The following is a 15,840-nucleotide window of genomic DNA, read 5'->3' as shown; positions in this document are numbered from 1 at the left end:
TTCACCCTACTCCGACGACATGTCGCGACAGCCCGTCGACCATCGAACGGGCCGCGCCGGAAACAAGTCGATCACACACTGGCGGGCTAGGGCGCTTCGCCGTTTCACAGAAACGGCGAAACACTCTAGCTCTTTGTTTTTGAGGCAATTCCGGACGGAAAACCGCTCATACTTTTCCTGGAATTGCTCTAACTCATACGACAAACCGTATCGCGCGCTGGATGTCGAAGAAATTGTCTGCCTCGAAGCGAAGCGTGCGCGCGGCGGGATGTTCGATGCCCGGATACCAGCTTCCCCTGTAGGCCTCGATAGGCGTGGTGTATTCGACGATGAGCTCGAACCGGTCGGCCAGCTTCGGCAGGCATTTCGACAGATCGCGCGAAAGCGAGGCCTCCACGGTCTCGCGTATGGCCTTGACCGAGCCTTGAGGCGAGAGGGAAGACGTCGCCGGCCCGAAGCCTTCGCTGGTTGCAACGGTTGCGATCTCGGGCACCAGCGCCCTCGCCTCGCCGCACATGCCGGCATCGCCAGACAGAAAGACCGAAGGCACGCCGTAACGGGCGGCGCAGTGCGCGTTCAGCGTGTATTCGGATGCCACCTCCCCGTTGATCAGCATCCTGGACACGGTGCCGGTCAACGTGTGGGCCAGCGGATTCGTGTCGGTGCCGGCCTTGTTGTGGTAGCCGGTATAGAGAGCGGCATCGAAGGTGTCGTCGATGCCGAACATCATCGCATCCGGATGGCCGCTCCAGCCGCGCACGATGCGGACATAGGCTGGAAGCTTGGACAGGATGAGGTTGCGCGCCGTCGAATGGGCGTCCTTGACGACGATTTCGGTCGCACCCGCCGCCTTGGCGCCTTCGCAGGCTGCGACCAGTTCGTCGGTCATGTATTCCCGGAATTCGGCATAGTCGGGATTGCCCTTGCGCGCCTCGTCCCAGTTGGTGATGCCCGCCGTGCCTTCGATGTCGGCGCTGATAAAGACTTTCATGTGCTTGCCTTTCGATTTCAGAGAAGGTCACCGCGCACGCGCCTTCAATGGCGTCCGGGCTCGTGCGGTGGAGGTGGCCCGCGCGGCGATGGCTGCCCGGACCGGGCGTCTTCAGGCTGCCATTTCGGCCCGCCGTCGCTCCAGGAACATGGGGCCGACGCGAATGCCGCGGCGTCCATTGTCGTCGACGGCGTCCAGCTCGAGAATCTCCTCCTCGTAGAGCAGACCGTGCATGCGGAACCGGCCGGCATCCACCGGCTCGCAGGTATGGGTGCAGAAATACTCGATCAGGCATCTCAGCTGGCCGTGGCTGTAGGTCAGATAGGTGATGTTGAAATCCGGCCCGTACTCGCCCAGGTGCGGCGCGATCTCCGGCGGCACCTTCTCGACAGGCAGACTATCGACACGCGACCAGTTCGCCCCTTTCCAGGTCAGCTGGTTTGCCTTGGAGAAGGAGAGGTTCATATGCGCGTAGTCGGCGCCGCGACCGTAGATGCGTCCGTCGATGACGAAGTCGTTGCCCGAGACCGGGCGGATCTGCAGCGGCACGCCCTCCCCCATCAGATAGAGCTTGCCATCCTTGTTCTTCACCTCGACGACCTCGCCGCCCACCTCATGACGATAGAGCCCGGGCAGGCTTGCAAATTGGTCTTCGGTGATGGGCGGCGGGGTCTGGCTGCGAAGCGGCATGCGTCCCATGCCGCTGTCGGCAAGGGCGATGCGCAGGCCATCGCCCGCGAGCCGGGAGGCTATCTGGTTGGCGAAATCAAGCGTGGCGAAGATCAGGACGCCGAAGCCGGCCCTCGGCAGGAGCATCATCTGCGACGCATAGCCATAGACCGCGCCGCCATGGCCGACGGAGGTCCACCCGTCCATGTCGCCGACGCCGAAGCACAGCCCATACCCGTTGAGGTCCTTGTTGTGACCTTCGGGGCGTTTGCCGATCGGGGTCCACATCTTGCGCAGCGATGCCGGGCTGACGATGGAATCGCCGTTGGGCGCGAAGCCGCCCCGCAGCAGGCACCGCGTATAGTTGGCCATGTCGGAAGTGGTGGAGAAGATGTTGCCGGCGGGCGATCCGCCCAGATTGAACACCGGCGCGGGGCTGTCCCCGTCCAGCGTCCACATGTCGGCCGGCGCCAGCCTTTCACGGATGCCGGGAGCCATGCCCGACGACGTGTCGTTCATGCCCAGCGGCTTCAGGATGTTCTCGGTGATGTAGTCGGAGTAGCTCTTTCGCGTCACCCGCTCGATCACCATGCCGACCACGGCAATGCCGGCATTGGAATAATGCATGATGCCGGCGCTGGGATCCTGCTTCAACGTGGATGTGGCGAGTTCGGCGACAGTGTCGGCCAGCGGCGGCTTGTGTGAATCCAGATAGTGTCCGCTCTTGGGTTCGCGCACGATCCCGGCGGTGTGGCTCATGAGCTTGCCCAGGCTGACATGCGAGCCGTGAGGTCCGCTTTCACGTCCGGCGAACGGATTGACCGGGTGAAAACCGGGCAGATACTCCGAGACATCGACATCGAGGTCGACCAGTCCCTTCTCCACGAGTTGCATGATGGCAACCGATGTGAAGGTCTTCGTGATCGAGCCGATGCGGAAACAGGTGTCATCCTTCATGTCGAAGTGGCGATCGTGCCGCTGTATGTGGCCGTGCGTCATGAGACCGTCCCGGTCGACCAGGGCATAGGAGATCGACGGGATGGCCTTGTCCTCCACCTCGTGGCGGATAAGGTCTTCAAGAAGCTCGATGGCGTGGGGGGAAAGCGAAGACACGGGCGGATACTCCCTGATTTCAGTTTGTATGGCGGGGATCGAGAATGTCGCGCAGGGCGTCGCCGACGAGGTTCCACGCCAGCACGAACAGGAAGATCGCGGCTCCGGGGAAGGCGAGCGTGTACCAGTACTGGAACGGATTGCCGGGCTGGCCGACGATCCAGTTGCGCGCATAGGCGATGAACTGCCCCCAATCGGCATAGCCTTCCTCCGTGCCCACTCCGAGGAAGCTCAGGGCGGACGCGGTCAGCACCATCGAACCCGTGGCCATGGTAGCCAGAACCAGCACAGGGAAGAACGCGTTGGGCAGGATGTGGAACACGATCAGCCTGAAGTCGCCGGCGCCGTAGCTTCTCGCCGCATTCACGAAATCCATCTCGCGGATCCGCAGGATCTCACTGCGCACCACGCGCGCATAACCCATCCATCCGAAAGTCGTCAGCGCGACGGTTATCGGCCCGAGCCCCTTGCCGAGCAGGGCGGTCAGCACCATGGCGGCGATGAGGAAGGGAACCGCCATGAAGACGTCGACGATACGCATCAGCACTTCGTCCACGATGCCGCCGTAAAAGGCCGCGAGCGACCCGATGATCGTGCCGATCAGCACCGAGATGGCGACGACGCCGAGGCCGATCTTGAATGCCGTGCGTGTGCCCCAGATCACGGCGTAGTAGATGTCGTACTGGCCTTCGGTCGTTCCGAAGATCGCCTCGGGCGACGGCGGTTGCGGCGTTGCCAGGAAGCCCGCTCTCGGCGTGTCGTATACCGACATCTGGAATTCCTGCGGCGGTGCGAGCACCGGCGCGAAAATCGCGATCAGCACGAATGCCAGCAACAGCAGCACCCCGACCAGCGAGATCGGATTACGCTTCAGATAGCCAAGCGCTCTCATCGCGTCTTTACCCTCGGATCGAGCAGCGGATAGATCATGTCGACGGCCAGGTTCAGCACCACGAGGACGACCGCGAAGTAGAGCCCGAAGCCCAGCACGGCCGGAAAATCCAGGTTGGCGGCCGTCTTGGCCGCGAACTGGCCGAGGCCCGCATAGTCGAAGATGGTTTCGGTGATGACGACGCCACCCATCATGGCGGCGAGTTCCATTCCGGCGATCGTCGTGACCGGGAGCAGCGCGTTGCGCCTGGCATGGTGCAGCTCCACCACGCGCCGGGGCATGCCCTTTGCGCGTGCCGTGCGGACATAGTCCTGGCGCAGCGTTTCCAGCATCGACGTGCGCATGACACGCGTCATGTTGGCAAGATTGACGTAGGTCAGCGTGATGACGGGGGCAGCGAGATGCCTGAGCGAATCCCAGAAAATTGGCAGATTGCCGTTGAGCAGCGCGTCGATCGTGTTCGCGCCGGTGTAGCGGGTGAAGCCGGGCGCGGTGACGGCAGCCTGGGCCCACTGGCTGAGACGCCCGGGCGGGAACCAGTCGAGCGCGGAGTAGAAGATCAGCAGCATCAGCAGTCCGAAGACATAGACCGGGAATGACCAGCCCAGGATGGTGAAGATGCGGATCACATGGTCCGGCCAACGGTTGAGATGGATGCCGGCCCGCGAGCCCAGGTAGATGGCGAGCAGAAAGCCGGGAATGAACGCCAGCAGGACCAGTTCCAGCGTCGCCGGCAGCAGGGAAGCCAGCGCGTGGGCAACAGGCTGGCGCGCGGTCTCGGACCAGCCCAGATTGCCGGTCAGGATGTTGCCGATCCAGCGCCCGTATTGAATGTAGAAGGGATCGTTCAGCCCATACTGCTCGATCATCCTGCGAATGCTGTCCTGGCCGCCCTTGAGGAAGTCCGGGGACGGCGCGTACGCCGCCAGGCGCTGTGTCGGCGACAGCGACATCTGCAGCGCGAAAAGCATCAGCGACAGGGCGAAGAGGACGACGGGCAACATCAGGATCCGCCGCAAAGCGTAGTTCAGCACATCAGCATCCGCACCATGAGGAATAGCCGTTTCGCCGGGCGACGATGGCGCCCGGCGAAACCCGAAGCTCTTTAGTCGGCCTTCTTGGTGACGGGATAGAAATCCCAGGCGCCGTAGAGGATCATGTTGTGCACGTAGCCGTCGATGTTGCTGCGGGTGACGATGTACCCGAAGTCCTCCCAGAGGAACTGCGTGGTGGCATAGTCGTAGGACATTTCCTGCAGCTTGGCATAGATCGGCTCACGCACGGCGGGATCGCTCGAGGCCCAGGCCTGGTCGAGAAGCGGCTTGAACTTCTCCTTCATCAGGTCACGATAGCCCTGGCCGAGCATGCCGCCGACAAGACCGGTCGGGGACAGATAGTAGGTCGCGGCACCCAGCGGACCACCCGGGTCGGAATAGTCCGGTCCCCAGCCCATGTAGGTGAGCGGCGAGGCGGGCTTTTCACGATTGTTGAGCTTGTCCGAAATGGAGGCCCAGGGCAGCGACTGGATCTTCATCTTGAACTTCGGGTTGATCCGCTGCAGTCCCTGCTGGAGCGCGGAAAGCGCGGCCGTGCCTTGCGGCGTTCCTTCCTGCACATAGGCGGTGAAGGTGAAGCCGGTGTCCCACAGCTTGCCGCCGAAGGCCTTCTTGAAGTGCTCCGCGGCCTTTTTCGGATCGTAGCTGTAGATTGGCGAGTCCGCGCGGTAGCCCATGATGCCGCGAACGGTCGGACCGCGCGCCTGCACGGTCTTGCCGAGCAGCGCCTGCTTTATCAGCGCATCGTAATTTTGGGCGTAGTTGAAGCCCTGACGAACATCGATGTCGGAGAAGAAGTCCGGCGGGATGCCGTTGCCGTCCAGCTTGCCGCTGCCGATGGCGGGGTTGTCGGCATCATCCAGCGGCCATGCGAAATAGAGGCCGCGGCTGAACACCTTGGGCAGGCCGTCGACGACCTTGACACCGTCCGTCTTGCTGAGCTCGTCCAGGAACTCGACTGGCGTCGTCACGAAGTCGGCATCGCCGGAAAGCAACTGCAGGCGACGCGTGGTCCATTCCGGAACCGTGCGCATGACCACCCGCTCGAGCGAGGCCTTGCCCATGAAGTAATTGTCGAAACGCTTCAGCGTGATGCGGCGATCGGTGCGATCCCATTCGTCGAGCATGAACGGCCCGGTCCCGTTTTCCTGGGCGAACAGCGGATCGTCACCGAGTTCTGGGCGGTAGTACTTCTTCCAGGTATTCCCGTCGCCATCCCATCCCCCGACGGAGGCGACCCATTCCTTGTCGACGATCGAGGCACCGAACGGCAGCGCCAGGACGCCAAGCGTGGCGGGGAAGGACTTCGGCAGCTTCAGCGTGACATTGTCGCCCTCGACGGTGATCTGCGACGCGAGTTCGTCATATACCTTGCGTAGCGCTTCGGGGCTGGCATCCTTGATGTCCGACACCTTGCCTTCGGCTTCGACCCATTTGGCGACGTCGGTGTACTTGCTCGCCGTCACCACCTCGGTGATGGCGTTGGACATCCAAGACTGGCCCATCAGGATGGCGCGCAGCAGCGAGTAACGCACGTCCTCGGCCGTGATCTCGCCATAGCCGGGCTCGATCTTGGCCTTCTGCTCGTCGCTCAGCCCGTCATAGTATTGCCAGGTGATCTTGCCGTCGTCGCCCTTGATGCCGACCTTGTGGGCGTGGACGCCCTTCCGGATCGGGAAAGTGTAGCTGACCGAACCGTCCGCGTTCTGCTTGATCAGGCCGTTTTCGAGGCTCGGCACTTCCGAGGACAATGAGGGCACGAATTCGGAAATCTGGGAGCCGTTGTAATTCAACAGGCGGCTGTAGACGTTGAGCACGCCGTAGGAGCTCGGCGTGTTTGCAATGTAGGCCGGATCAAAGGACTGAACATCGTCGGTCCAAAGAAACACAAACGTTCCGGGATTCTTGGTTTCTGCCACGGCGGGCGACGCAAAAGCGCCTATGCCCATGCAGAACGCTAATGCCAAGGCATGTTTCATTTTCATGAGTATGTTCCCACAATTGACTCGAGGTCTTTTTATCGTTGCGTGCGAAAGCTAGGAGGAGGCTTGCGCCACTGTCCAATGCGTAGATAGGATCAGTTATGCGAATAATGCATGAGGTCGACCGTGGAGCTGGCTTGGTTTGAAGACTTCCTCGAGATCGCCGCGACGCGGAATTTCTCGACCGCCGCGGCGTCCCGGAATATCTCGCAGCCGGCCTTCAGCCGTCGCATCAAGGCCCTGGAGGCTTGGGTCGGCGCCGAACTTATCGACCGCAGTACATATCCGGTGCACCTCACCAGCGCGGGCAACATTTTCGTTCCGCGCTGCCAGGAAATGCTTCGCGACATGTACCGCCTGCGGACCGACTGCCGCAATGCCGCCGGCGCCAGCTCACGGCTTCTCACTTTCGCCGCGCTTCATACGCTGGCCATCTATTTCTTTCCCAGGTGGATCAGCCAGCCCGAACTGCCGAATGCGCCGGTCCGCAGCAGCATGCACACTGGCGACTTCCTGGAATGCGTCGAGCACCTGTCGTCCGGCAAATGCGATTTCGCCATCACTTACGATCACCCCGACGGACCGCCGGTCCTTGAGGGCGGACCGTTCGAATCGCTGCAAATCGGCAGGGATCGCCTCGTTCTGGTGTCTGGAGTCGACCAGACGGGAGCGCCGCTCTTCGATGTCGATGTGCCGGAGGGCACCAGGATTCCCTACCTCGCCTATTCCTGGAGCGACGGCTATCTCGGCAAGCTGATCTCGCTCATCCAGTCGCGCTGGCGGCGTCCTCTCAATCTCAGCATCGTCTACCAGTCCTCGCTTGCCGAAGGCCTGAAGCAGATGGCGATCGCCGGGCAAGGCGTGGCCTGGCTGCCGCAGATCTGTGTTCAGAAATCGATAGCCCAAGGTGAGCTCATCCAGATTGGCGGACAACAGTTGTCCCTGGAGATCGAAATCAGGATTTTCCGCCGCGTGGGCGCGCGCAGCCGGGACGGCGAAGCGCTGTGGAAATATCTCTCGCGAACCGCGGAGCAGGCGCACGGACGCAACCTGGTTGATCCGACACTGACCATGCGCTGAGCGGACCGAAGGCCCATTCGCGCGCTTCATGCGAAATCCGACAGGGCGATGCAGAGATTGCATAACTTCGGTGGAGCGACCGGGAAGCCCGACAATCGTGGGGCGGATGCCGCCTGGCGAGGCATTCCGGGGCATTCCACGGCACGGCCTGCGGGCGATCTGGCGATGGGGCCTATTGACAGCTCACATGCTCACTGCGTTCGATGCCTGTTGTCGCGACCATTGCGCCTGGAGTGCCTTTTGACCGTCAAGTCCGCCGCCACCGCGAGCCTTCCCGACGACGTGATCCTGTCGGTCGAGAACCTTGAAGTCTGCTTCGGGTCGACGGCGACAAGAGCGGTGCGGGCTGTTCAGGGCGTATCGTTCCAGATCAAGCGCGGCGAGACAGTGGCATTGGTGGGCGAGTCGGGTTCTGGCAAATCGGTCACGGCCATGACCGTAATGCGCCTGACGGAATATGACGGCGCCAGGATCACGGGCGGCCGCATCCTGATGAGGCTCAAGGACGGCGGCGTGGCCGACCTGGCAAAGCTTTCCGAAAAGCGCATGGAGGGGCTGCGCGGCTTTGAGTTCTCGATCGTGTTCCAGGACCCGATGTCGAGCCTCAATCCGGTGTTCACCGTCGGCGACCAGATTGCGGAGGTGGTCACCAGACACCAGGGCAAGTCGCCGCGCGAGGCGCGCGACATCGCCCTGAATGTGCTCAAGCTCGTGCGCGTGCCCGACGCCGCCCTCAGGCTCGACCAATACCCGCATCAACTGTCCGGCGGCATGCGCCAGCGCGTCATGATCGCCATTGCCTTGGCCTGCCGCCCCTCCTTGATGATCCTCGATGAGCCGACCACCGCGCTCGACGTCACCATCCAGGCGCAGATTCTGGATCTTGTCCGGGCACTGCAGCGCGATATCGGCATGTCCGTTCTTTTCATCACCCATGACATGGGCGTGGTCGCGGAGATCGCCGATCGCGTCTGTGTCATGCTGAAGGGCGAGATCGTGGAGTCAGGCTCGGTGCACCAGATTCTCGTGGATCCCCGACACCGCTACACACGCGCGCTGATCTCGGCGGTGCCAAGGCTGGGCAGCATGGCCGACAAGGACGGGCCCGAGAAATTCCCGCTCGTCATATACAATGCCGAAGTCTCGCGGCCGGAGGTCTCGGCATGAGCGTCGCACCGCTCGCAACGGACAGAAAGCCCCTGGTCGAAGTCCGCGAGCTTGTTACGCGTTTCGACCTGAGAGGCGGTATCTTCGGCGGCGTCGCCGGCCGGGTTCATGCGGTGGAAGGCGTTTCCTTCGATATTTTCCCGGGTGAGACCCTGGCGTTGGTGGGGGAATCGGGCTGCGGCAAGTCGACCGTGGCGCGCAGCATCATGCAATTGGACAAGCCCTTGTCCGGCGCCATTCGCTATGACGGCAAGGAGATGATCGGCGCAGGACGGGCAACCCTCGCGGGCTTCCGGCGCGAGGTGCAGATGGTTTTCCAGGATCCCTTCTCCTCGCTCAATCCGCGGATGACGGTCGGGCAGGCCCTGACCGACCCGATGCGCGTCCACCGCGTCGCGCGCGGCAGTGCGCTGCGGAAACGGGCGGCGGACCTGCTGGCAAAAGTGCATCTGCCGCCGGAATATCTCGAACGCTACCCTCACGCCTTCTCGGGCGGTCAGCGGCAGCGCATCTGCATCGCCAGGGCTCTGGCGCTCGATCCCCGCCTCCTCATCGCGGATGAAGCGGTCGCCTCGCTCGACGTCACGATCCAGGCCCAGGTCATCAACCTGTTGATGGACCTGCAGCGCGACATGGGCATCGCCATTCTGTTCATCAGCCATGACATGGCCGTGGTCGAGCGCATCGCGCATCGCGTTGCCGTCATGTATTTGGGCGAGATCGTGGAGATCGGCGACCGCCGATCGGTCTTCGGCAATCCCCAACACCCTTATACGCGCAAGCTGCTTTCGGCGGTTCCCGTGGCGGATCCGGCGCGACGAACGGTTGGACGCGAACCGATGTCGGATGAGATCCCCAGCGCGGTACGCGGCGTTGATTTTGTTCCGGTCCACCTGCCGATGAATGCCGTTTCGCCTACCCATTTCGTGCGCGAGACATCACCGGCCTGATCGGGCCATCATCCGGTCGAATGCACCGGGGAAATGTGCTTGCGCATCTCGTTGTCCCATTCGGCGCCACCGGTGGCGATTGAATCCCGCGCGGATCGGGTGATGATAGAGATCCAGGTCGACGATCTCCTGGTGGGTGAAACTGTGCGGCAAGGTGGAGCGCGCGGCGATAGCTCTAAAAAGCGGAGCTGATCCCTGACTTGACCGAAGAGCGTCCTTGTCGGCTCGCCGCGGTAAACTGTATCTCAACGCGGATATCGGGCAGCGCGAAGCTTGCTCCGACGGAGGCCCGCGCCGGCGGTTCGGCGCCGTCGAGCCAGTCGACCCAGGCCTTGTTCATCGCGTCGAAGTCGCCGGCGTCCTTCAGCCATATCTGCGCGAACAGCAGTTGCGATCGATTGGAACCAACCCTGCCCAGAAGGGCGTCGGCCTTCTTCAGTATCTGCCGCGTTTGGCCGGCTGTATCGGCTTGCCGGTCATCGTCGGTGAGGCCCGAAAGATGGATCGTCCCATTGTGAACGACGATCAGGCTGAGCCGCTCGTTCTTCTCGTGTCTTTCAATTTTCGTCATCGTGCGCCCGCGTCACGCTGGCGATAAGTAGGATGCGTCGCAGCATTGCATCGAAATCAGTTGGTAATGCGGTCCCGAGCCCGACCACTGCGATCAGCGGCCAGGATATTGTCCAGCCAGCGCGGATCCATCTGCGGGACGGCGGACAACAGCGCTTTCGTGTAGGGATGATCCGGCGCCCCCATGACGCCTCTCCTGGGTCCCTGTTGCACGATCTTCCCCCGCTGCATCACCACAACCTCATCGGCTATCGCGTTCACCGTGGCGATGTCGTGCGTGATGAAGATATAGGACTTGCCGAGCTCCTTCTGCAGCCGAAGCAACAGTTTGAGGATCTGCTCCTGGACGAGCTGGTCGAGCGCTGATGTGATCTCGTCGCAGATGAACACATCCGGATCGGCCGCGATCGCCCGGGCGATGGAGACGCGCTGCTTCTGCCCGCCCGACAGCTCCGAAGGGAAACTGGTGAGGCATCTTTGCGGCAACTCGACCGTTTCCAGCAACTGGGTCACCCGGCGCGCGCATTGCTGCCCCTTCTGGCCGGTATGCAGTGTGACCAGGCGGCCGACGATGTCCATGACGGTTTGGCGCGGATTGAGGGCATTGTCGGCCGATTGGTAGATCATCTGGATGCGCCGCAGCTGGTCGACGTCGCGATTGCGGAAGGAGAGAGCGAGCTTCTGGCCGTTCAGCTCGACCGACCCGCCCGCAGCCGGCAGCAGCCCTGCTATGACGCGGGCAAGAGTCGACTTTCCCGATCCGGATTCGCCAACGATGGCCAGCGTACGGCCTTTGGGCAAAACCAGGCTGACGTCGTCGAGGACCTTGGCCTGCCCGTAGCGGGCCACGATATGCTCGACCCGGAGGATGGCGGATGTTGGTGAGACCGCTTCCTTTTCCAGAGAGCGCACGGCCCACAAGGAACGAGTGTATTCCTGCTGGGGCCTTTCCAGCATCAGTCCGGTTTGCTGCTCCTCGACCAGTTCACCATAGCGCAGGACCATGATGCGCTGCGCCATTTGCGCGACAACGGCCAGGTCGTGGGTAATGTAAAGCGCGGCCGTGTTGTGATCGCTGACAATTCGGCGAATGGAAGCCAGCACCTCGACCTGCGTGGTCACGTCGAGCGCTGTCGTCGGCTCGTCGAACACGATCAGATCGGGCTTGCACATCATTGCCATTGCGGTCATCGCGCGCTGCAATTGTCCGCCGGACAGCTGATGCGGGAAGCGATCACCAATCGTACTCGGATCAGGCAGTTGCATCTCGGCAAAGAGTGAGCAAGCCCGAGCCTCCGCCTCCTTGCGTGAGGTCACGCCGTCGCGCATTGCGCTTTCAACGGCTTGATCCATCAATGTGTGCGCGGGATTGAAGGAAGCCGAGGCGCTTTGCGCGACATAGGAGATCCGCGTGCCGCGCAGCTTGCGCCGATCATCCTCGCCCAAAGCCAGCATGTCACGTCCGCCGAAGAGAACCTCTCCCGAGGCTATGCGACATCCGGAGCGGGTGAAGCCGAGCGCGGCCAGCCCGAGCGTGGATTTGCCCGCCCCCGACTCCCCGATGATGCCGAGAACCTCCCCACGCCGCAGGGAGAGGCTGATGCCTTTGACGATCGGTTGCCAGACGCCGTCGGTGTCGGCCTCAACCCAAAGGTCCCGGATGTCCAGGATCGTATCGGAAGACCCTTGCGGCAATGACGGTTCAACTATCATTGCGCAGTCCGCTCGTGACATCCAGGAACCAGTCTATGACGAAATTGATGCTCACGGTCAGGATCGCGATCGACGCGGCCGGGAGCAGAGGGGTGACGTTGCCGTAGCTTATGAACGTCGCGCTTTCGCGCACCATCGTTCCCCAATCCGCGGAAGGCGGCTGGATGCCAAGACCAAGGAAGGAAAGAGCCGAGATGGTCAGAAACACGAAGCAGAAGCGCAATCCGAATTCTGCCAGGAGCGTGGGAAGCACATTGGGAAGGATTTCCTTGGTGACGATCCACCACGTGCTTTCCGCGCGCAGATAGGCCGCCTCGATATATTCCATCACCACGACGTTGCGGGCGAGCAAGCGGGACAAGCGGAAAATCTGAGTGGCGTTGAGCATGGCTATGATCAACACGATGCTGGTGATGGACGATCCGAACAAAGCCAGCAATATGAGCGCGAAGATCAGTTGCGGGATCGCCATCAGCGTATCGGCAACGACCGACAGGATGCTGTCGCACCACGGCGACGAGACGGCTGAGAAAATGCCAAGCCCAGCCCCCACGACAAAAGCGAGCGACGTCGTGATGAAGGCGATGCCGACGGAATTTCGCGCTCCGTAGATCAGCCGGCTCAGCACATCCCGGCCCATCTGGTCGGTACCGAGCAGATGGATGATGCTCCATGGAGCGAAAGGTTCACTGGAAACCACGTCGGCCTCGCCGAAAGGCGCCAGCAGGGGCGCGAACACCGCCATTGCGATATAGATCGCAATCACGACCAGTCCGATTCGGGCCGAAAGAGGCGCCGTCCGGAAGCCGTTGCGGAACGATAGGCGGGACCGGCGATACCGGATCGGCGACGAGTCGGCACCGCTCTGCCGGTTGGCTTGGAAGGTCATCGTGGATGGGCCAGTCTGGGGTTCGTGGCGATCGCGACTATGTCGGCCAGCAGATTCAAAAGGACATAGGCCGTGGCGAAGATCAGGGCACAGGCCTGCACGACCGGAATATCGCGCGAGCGCACGGCGTCCACCATCGCCTGGCCGATGCCCGGATAAACGAACACGACTTCCACCACGACCACGCCGACAATCAGATATGCCAGGTTGAACGCCACGACGGCCGCGATGGGCGCCCATGCATTGGGCAGCGCATGACGAAGAACGATGTCACGGGTAGCGACGCCCTTCAACTTCGCCATTTCCACATACGGTGCGGAAAGAAGGTTTATGATCGCGGCCCGGGTCATCCGCATCATGTGGGCGATAATTCCCAGACTGAGAGTGGCGATTGGCAAGGCCAGACGTAGCGCAATCTCGTATGCCGTCATGTTCGGCGTTATGCGCGCCAGCGAATAGAAGATCGGCAGCTTCACCGCGAAGAGAAGCATGAGCACATAGGCGACGAAAAACTCGGGAAACGATATTCCGATCAGCGTGATCGTGTTGAGCAGGCGATCCAGCCAGCTGTTGCGGCGGATCGCGGCGATCATGCCGAGCGCCAAGGCGATCGGGACACAGGCGATGGCGGTTATGGCCGCCAGGAAAAGCGTATTCTTCAGACGCGGTCCGACAATGCTGACGACCGTGCGCGGCGTTCCGGCGCCCGAGGAGAACGACATCCCCAGATCTCCGGTGAGGGCCTTTCCGATCCAGCTCACATAGCGTTCCGGCAGTGGGCGATCCAAGCCGAGCGATTTCTGGAAATTGGCCACCGTCTCCGGCGTCGCCGAGCGGCCCAAGGCGACCTTGGCAAAGTCACCGGGCAGAACCGCGATCGCCGCGAAAATAATCAGGGAGACGAGAAACAGAGTGAAGAACCCCGATCCGATCCTGATAAACGCCGTTCTTGCCAAAGGTGGTAGGTTCAGCCGTTGCAACAATCGAATCTTTCGAAAAGCGGCTGGCGACCAGGCGCCAGCCATCCGGTCAGGTGAGAAGCGTCGGCCTCCCGGTCACGCCAGCCACCAACGCTCCGCCATCCGGAAATTGTCGCATTGGAGCATATTGCCGATCTTGCCGTGGGTGATCTTCTTGGACAGCGCGTCCATGAAAAGCGCATATGCGATGACAAGAGCCCCACCGTCGTCGTGCAGGATCTGTTGCATCTCGCTATACATCGCCTGGCGCTTGGTCTTGTCCGACTCCGCCCTCGCCTGAACGAGGAGTTCGTCGAAGCGTCCGTTGCTCCAGGCTGTATCGTTCCAGGGCGCGCCGGTCGCGTAGGTTGTCGTGAACAGGGAATCCAGCGTCGGCTTGCCCAGCCAGTCGACACCCACGAAGGGCTTGTGCTGCCAGACATTATCCCAATAGCCATCGTCAGGCTCGCGGATGACATTGATATCGATCCCGGCCTTGGCGGCATGCTCCTTGAACAGCAGCGCGGCATCGATCGCGTTCGGGAAAGCGGTTTCGGCGACGGAAAGGTCCACCGACAATGTGGTCAGCCCCGCCTTCGCCAGATATTCCTTGGCCTTGGCGACATCGTATTCATGGATCGGCTCCGGATTGACCGCGAACACGATCTGAGGAGCGGCCGGATTGTCGTTCGCGACCTTGGCATTGCCAAGGAAGGCCTTGTTGATGACGTCGTTGCGATCAATGGCGTGCTTCAACGCCTGACGCACGTCCGGATTGTCGAATGGCGCGGTCTTGGTGTTCATGCTGAAGCTGAAGTGCCGAAGGCCGCTCACCTTTGTGATCTCGATATCCGTATTCTGCTCGAGCATCTTGAGCGTCTTTATGTCGACATCGACCATGTAGTCGATCTCGCCGGTCAGCAAGGCATTGGTGCGAGCCGCCACGTCGATGATGTTGACGAATTCGATCGCGTCAAAGTAAGGCTGACCGGGCTTGTGATAGGCAGGATTACGCTTCATGCGGACCGAAATGCCCGGCTGGTTGTCGTCGATCATGTACGGGCCGGTCGCGACGCCCTTCTCCCACGCGACTCCGCCTTCGGGCTTTGCGGGCAAGATCACCAGATGGACGTCGGCCGTTAGGTAGGGAAAGTCCGCGTTTCCGCCGCTCAACGTGAACACGACCTTCCGGTCGCCATCGGCCTTGATGTCCACGATTGAATCGACAAGCGCCTTCACCGCCGACGACGAAGACGGCCCCATGTGATGGCGGTAGGACTGGATGACATCATTGGGGGTGACCGGCGTGCCGTCGTGGAATTTCAGGCCAGGCCTGAGCGTGTAGGTCCAGACCTTGAGATTGTCCGAAGGGGCAAAGCTCTCCGCGAGGTCAGGTACGGCGGCGCCCTCCACATCCAGTTCCGTCAACGCATTGCAAAGCGTGCCGCCGAAAATCACTTGCGTATAGGAGTTCTGCCACGTCGCCGGATCGTAGGAATCGGTCTGCGTTCCGTCGTTGATGGCGAACTTCACCGAGCCGCCCTGCTTCGGCTCGGCGCGAGCCATGGAAGTCTGACCCACGAGCGACGCGCTCAAGGCCAGCATGCCAACGGCGCCCATGAACTGGCGACGGGTCGCCATGATTCCGGCGAGGCTCGGATCCTGCTTGTCCTGCATGTTCTTTCCCCTTTGTTTTTTGGTTCTTTCAACGCCGCGCCTGCTCGATCGAGAACAGGCCGCGCCTCCTTCATTAGGCCGGCAATATCGATTCCGAAATCTGATTGGTCAATAAAAATATGATCGATCAATC

General features: G+C 61.7%; 13 protein-coding genes. 3 read left to right on the top strand and 10 right to left on the bottom strand.

Annotated elements, in window-relative coordinates; all coding sequences use genetic code 11:
• Positions 1-193: 193 nt before the first annotated feature.
• From EB815_RS14925 to EB815_RS14905, 5 genes are all read right to left on the bottom strand, one after another.
• On the bottom strand, positions 194-991 hold the full coding sequence (locus EB815_RS14925; RefSeq protein WP_065005242.1) for a M55 family metallopeptidase: 798 nt from the start codon (positions 989-991) through the stop codon (positions 194-196).
• A 111-nt stretch (positions 992-1,102) separates the two neighbouring features.
• Positions 1,103-2,773 (bottom strand): serine hydrolase domain-containing protein, encoded by a 1,671-nt coding sequence (locus EB815_RS14920; protein ID WP_065005241.1) that lies wholly within the window; start codon positions 2,771-2,773, stop codon positions 1,103-1,105.
• Between the two features lie 19 nt (positions 2,774-2,792).
• On the bottom strand, positions 2,793-3,665 hold the full coding sequence (locus EB815_RS14915; RefSeq protein WP_056570727.1) for an ABC transporter permease: 873 nt from the start codon (positions 3,663-3,665) through the stop codon (positions 2,793-2,795).
• Positions 3,662-4,669, bottom strand: a complete 1,008-nt coding sequence (locus EB815_RS14910) for an ABC transporter permease (protein WP_245303348.1) — start codon at positions 4,667-4,669, stop codon at positions 3,662-3,664. The genes EB815_RS14915 and EB815_RS14910 overlap by 4 nt, the downstream gene beginning before the upstream one ends.
• 101 nt (positions 4,670-4,770) lie before the next feature.
• Positions 4,771-6,609: an ABC transporter substrate-binding protein gene (locus tag EB815_RS14905; protein WP_244494056.1), complete on the bottom strand. Its 1,839-nt coding sequence runs from the start codon at positions 6,607-6,609 to the stop codon at positions 4,771-4,773.
• Positions 6,610-6,816: 207 nt separating this feature from the next.
• On the opposite strand from EB815_RS14905, the gene EB815_RS14900 reads away from it, so the two are divergent.
• From EB815_RS14900 to EB815_RS14890, 3 genes are all read left to right on the top strand, one after another.
• Positions 6,817-7,782, top strand: coding sequence for a LysR substrate-binding domain-containing protein (locus EB815_RS14900; protein WP_244494055.1), 966 nt, complete (start codon positions 6,817-6,819; stop codon positions 7,780-7,782).
• Between the two features lie 240 nt (positions 7,783-8,022).
• Positions 8,023-8,949: an ABC transporter ATP-binding protein gene (locus tag EB815_RS14895; RefSeq protein ID WP_244494054.1), complete on the top strand. Its 927-nt coding sequence runs from the start codon at positions 8,023-8,025 to the stop codon at positions 8,947-8,949.
• A complete protein-coding gene (locus EB815_RS14890; protein ID WP_081294838.1) occupies positions 8,946-9,899 on the top strand; it encodes an ABC transporter ATP-binding protein in 954 nt (317 codons plus the stop codon). Before EB815_RS14895 ends, EB815_RS14890 begins: the two co-directional genes overlap by 4 nt.
• 175 nt (positions 9,900-10,074) lie before the next feature.
• Here the strand turns inward: EB815_RS14890 and EB815_RS14885 are convergent, their stop codons facing one another.
• The 5 genes from EB815_RS14885 to EB815_RS14865 form a co-directional block, all read right to left on the bottom strand.
• Positions 10,075-10,470 (bottom strand): RidA family protein, encoded by a 396-nt coding sequence (locus EB815_RS14885; RefSeq protein WP_056570726.1) that lies wholly within the window; start codon positions 10,468-10,470, stop codon positions 10,075-10,077.
• Positions 10,471-10,526: 56 nt separating this feature from the next.
• Positions 10,527-12,182, bottom strand: a complete 1,656-nt coding sequence (locus EB815_RS14880) for an ABC transporter ATP-binding protein (RefSeq protein ID WP_056570724.1) — start codon at positions 12,180-12,182, stop codon at positions 10,527-10,529.
• Positions 12,172-12,948 (bottom strand): ABC transporter permease, encoded by a 777-nt coding sequence (locus tag EB815_RS14875; protein ID WP_244494053.1) that lies wholly within the window; start codon positions 12,946-12,948, stop codon positions 12,172-12,174. Before EB815_RS14875 ends, EB815_RS14880 begins: the two co-directional genes overlap by 11 nt.
• Before the next feature lie 119 nt (positions 12,949-13,067).
• Positions 13,068-14,051, bottom strand: coding sequence for an ABC transporter permease (locus EB815_RS14870; RefSeq protein WP_413814129.1), 984 nt, complete (start codon positions 14,049-14,051; stop codon positions 13,068-13,070).
• A gap of 75 nt (positions 14,052-14,126) precedes the next feature.
• Positions 14,127-15,707 carry an ABC transporter substrate-binding protein gene (locus EB815_RS14865; RefSeq protein ID WP_056570721.1) on the bottom strand — a complete coding sequence of 527 codons (1,581 nt, stop codon included), beginning with the start codon at positions 15,705-15,707 and terminating at the stop codon, positions 14,127-14,129.
• Positions 15,708-15,840: the final 133 nt, after the last annotated feature.

The sequence above is a fragment of the Mesorhizobium loti genome (assembly GCF_013170705.1).
Lineage (GTDB): Bacteria > Pseudomonadota > Alphaproteobacteria > Rhizobiales > Rhizobiaceae > Mesorhizobium > Mesorhizobium loti_D.
The sequence above is the reverse complement of the archived record's forward strand: the minus strand, read 5'-3'. Positions and strand labels throughout refer to the sequence as shown.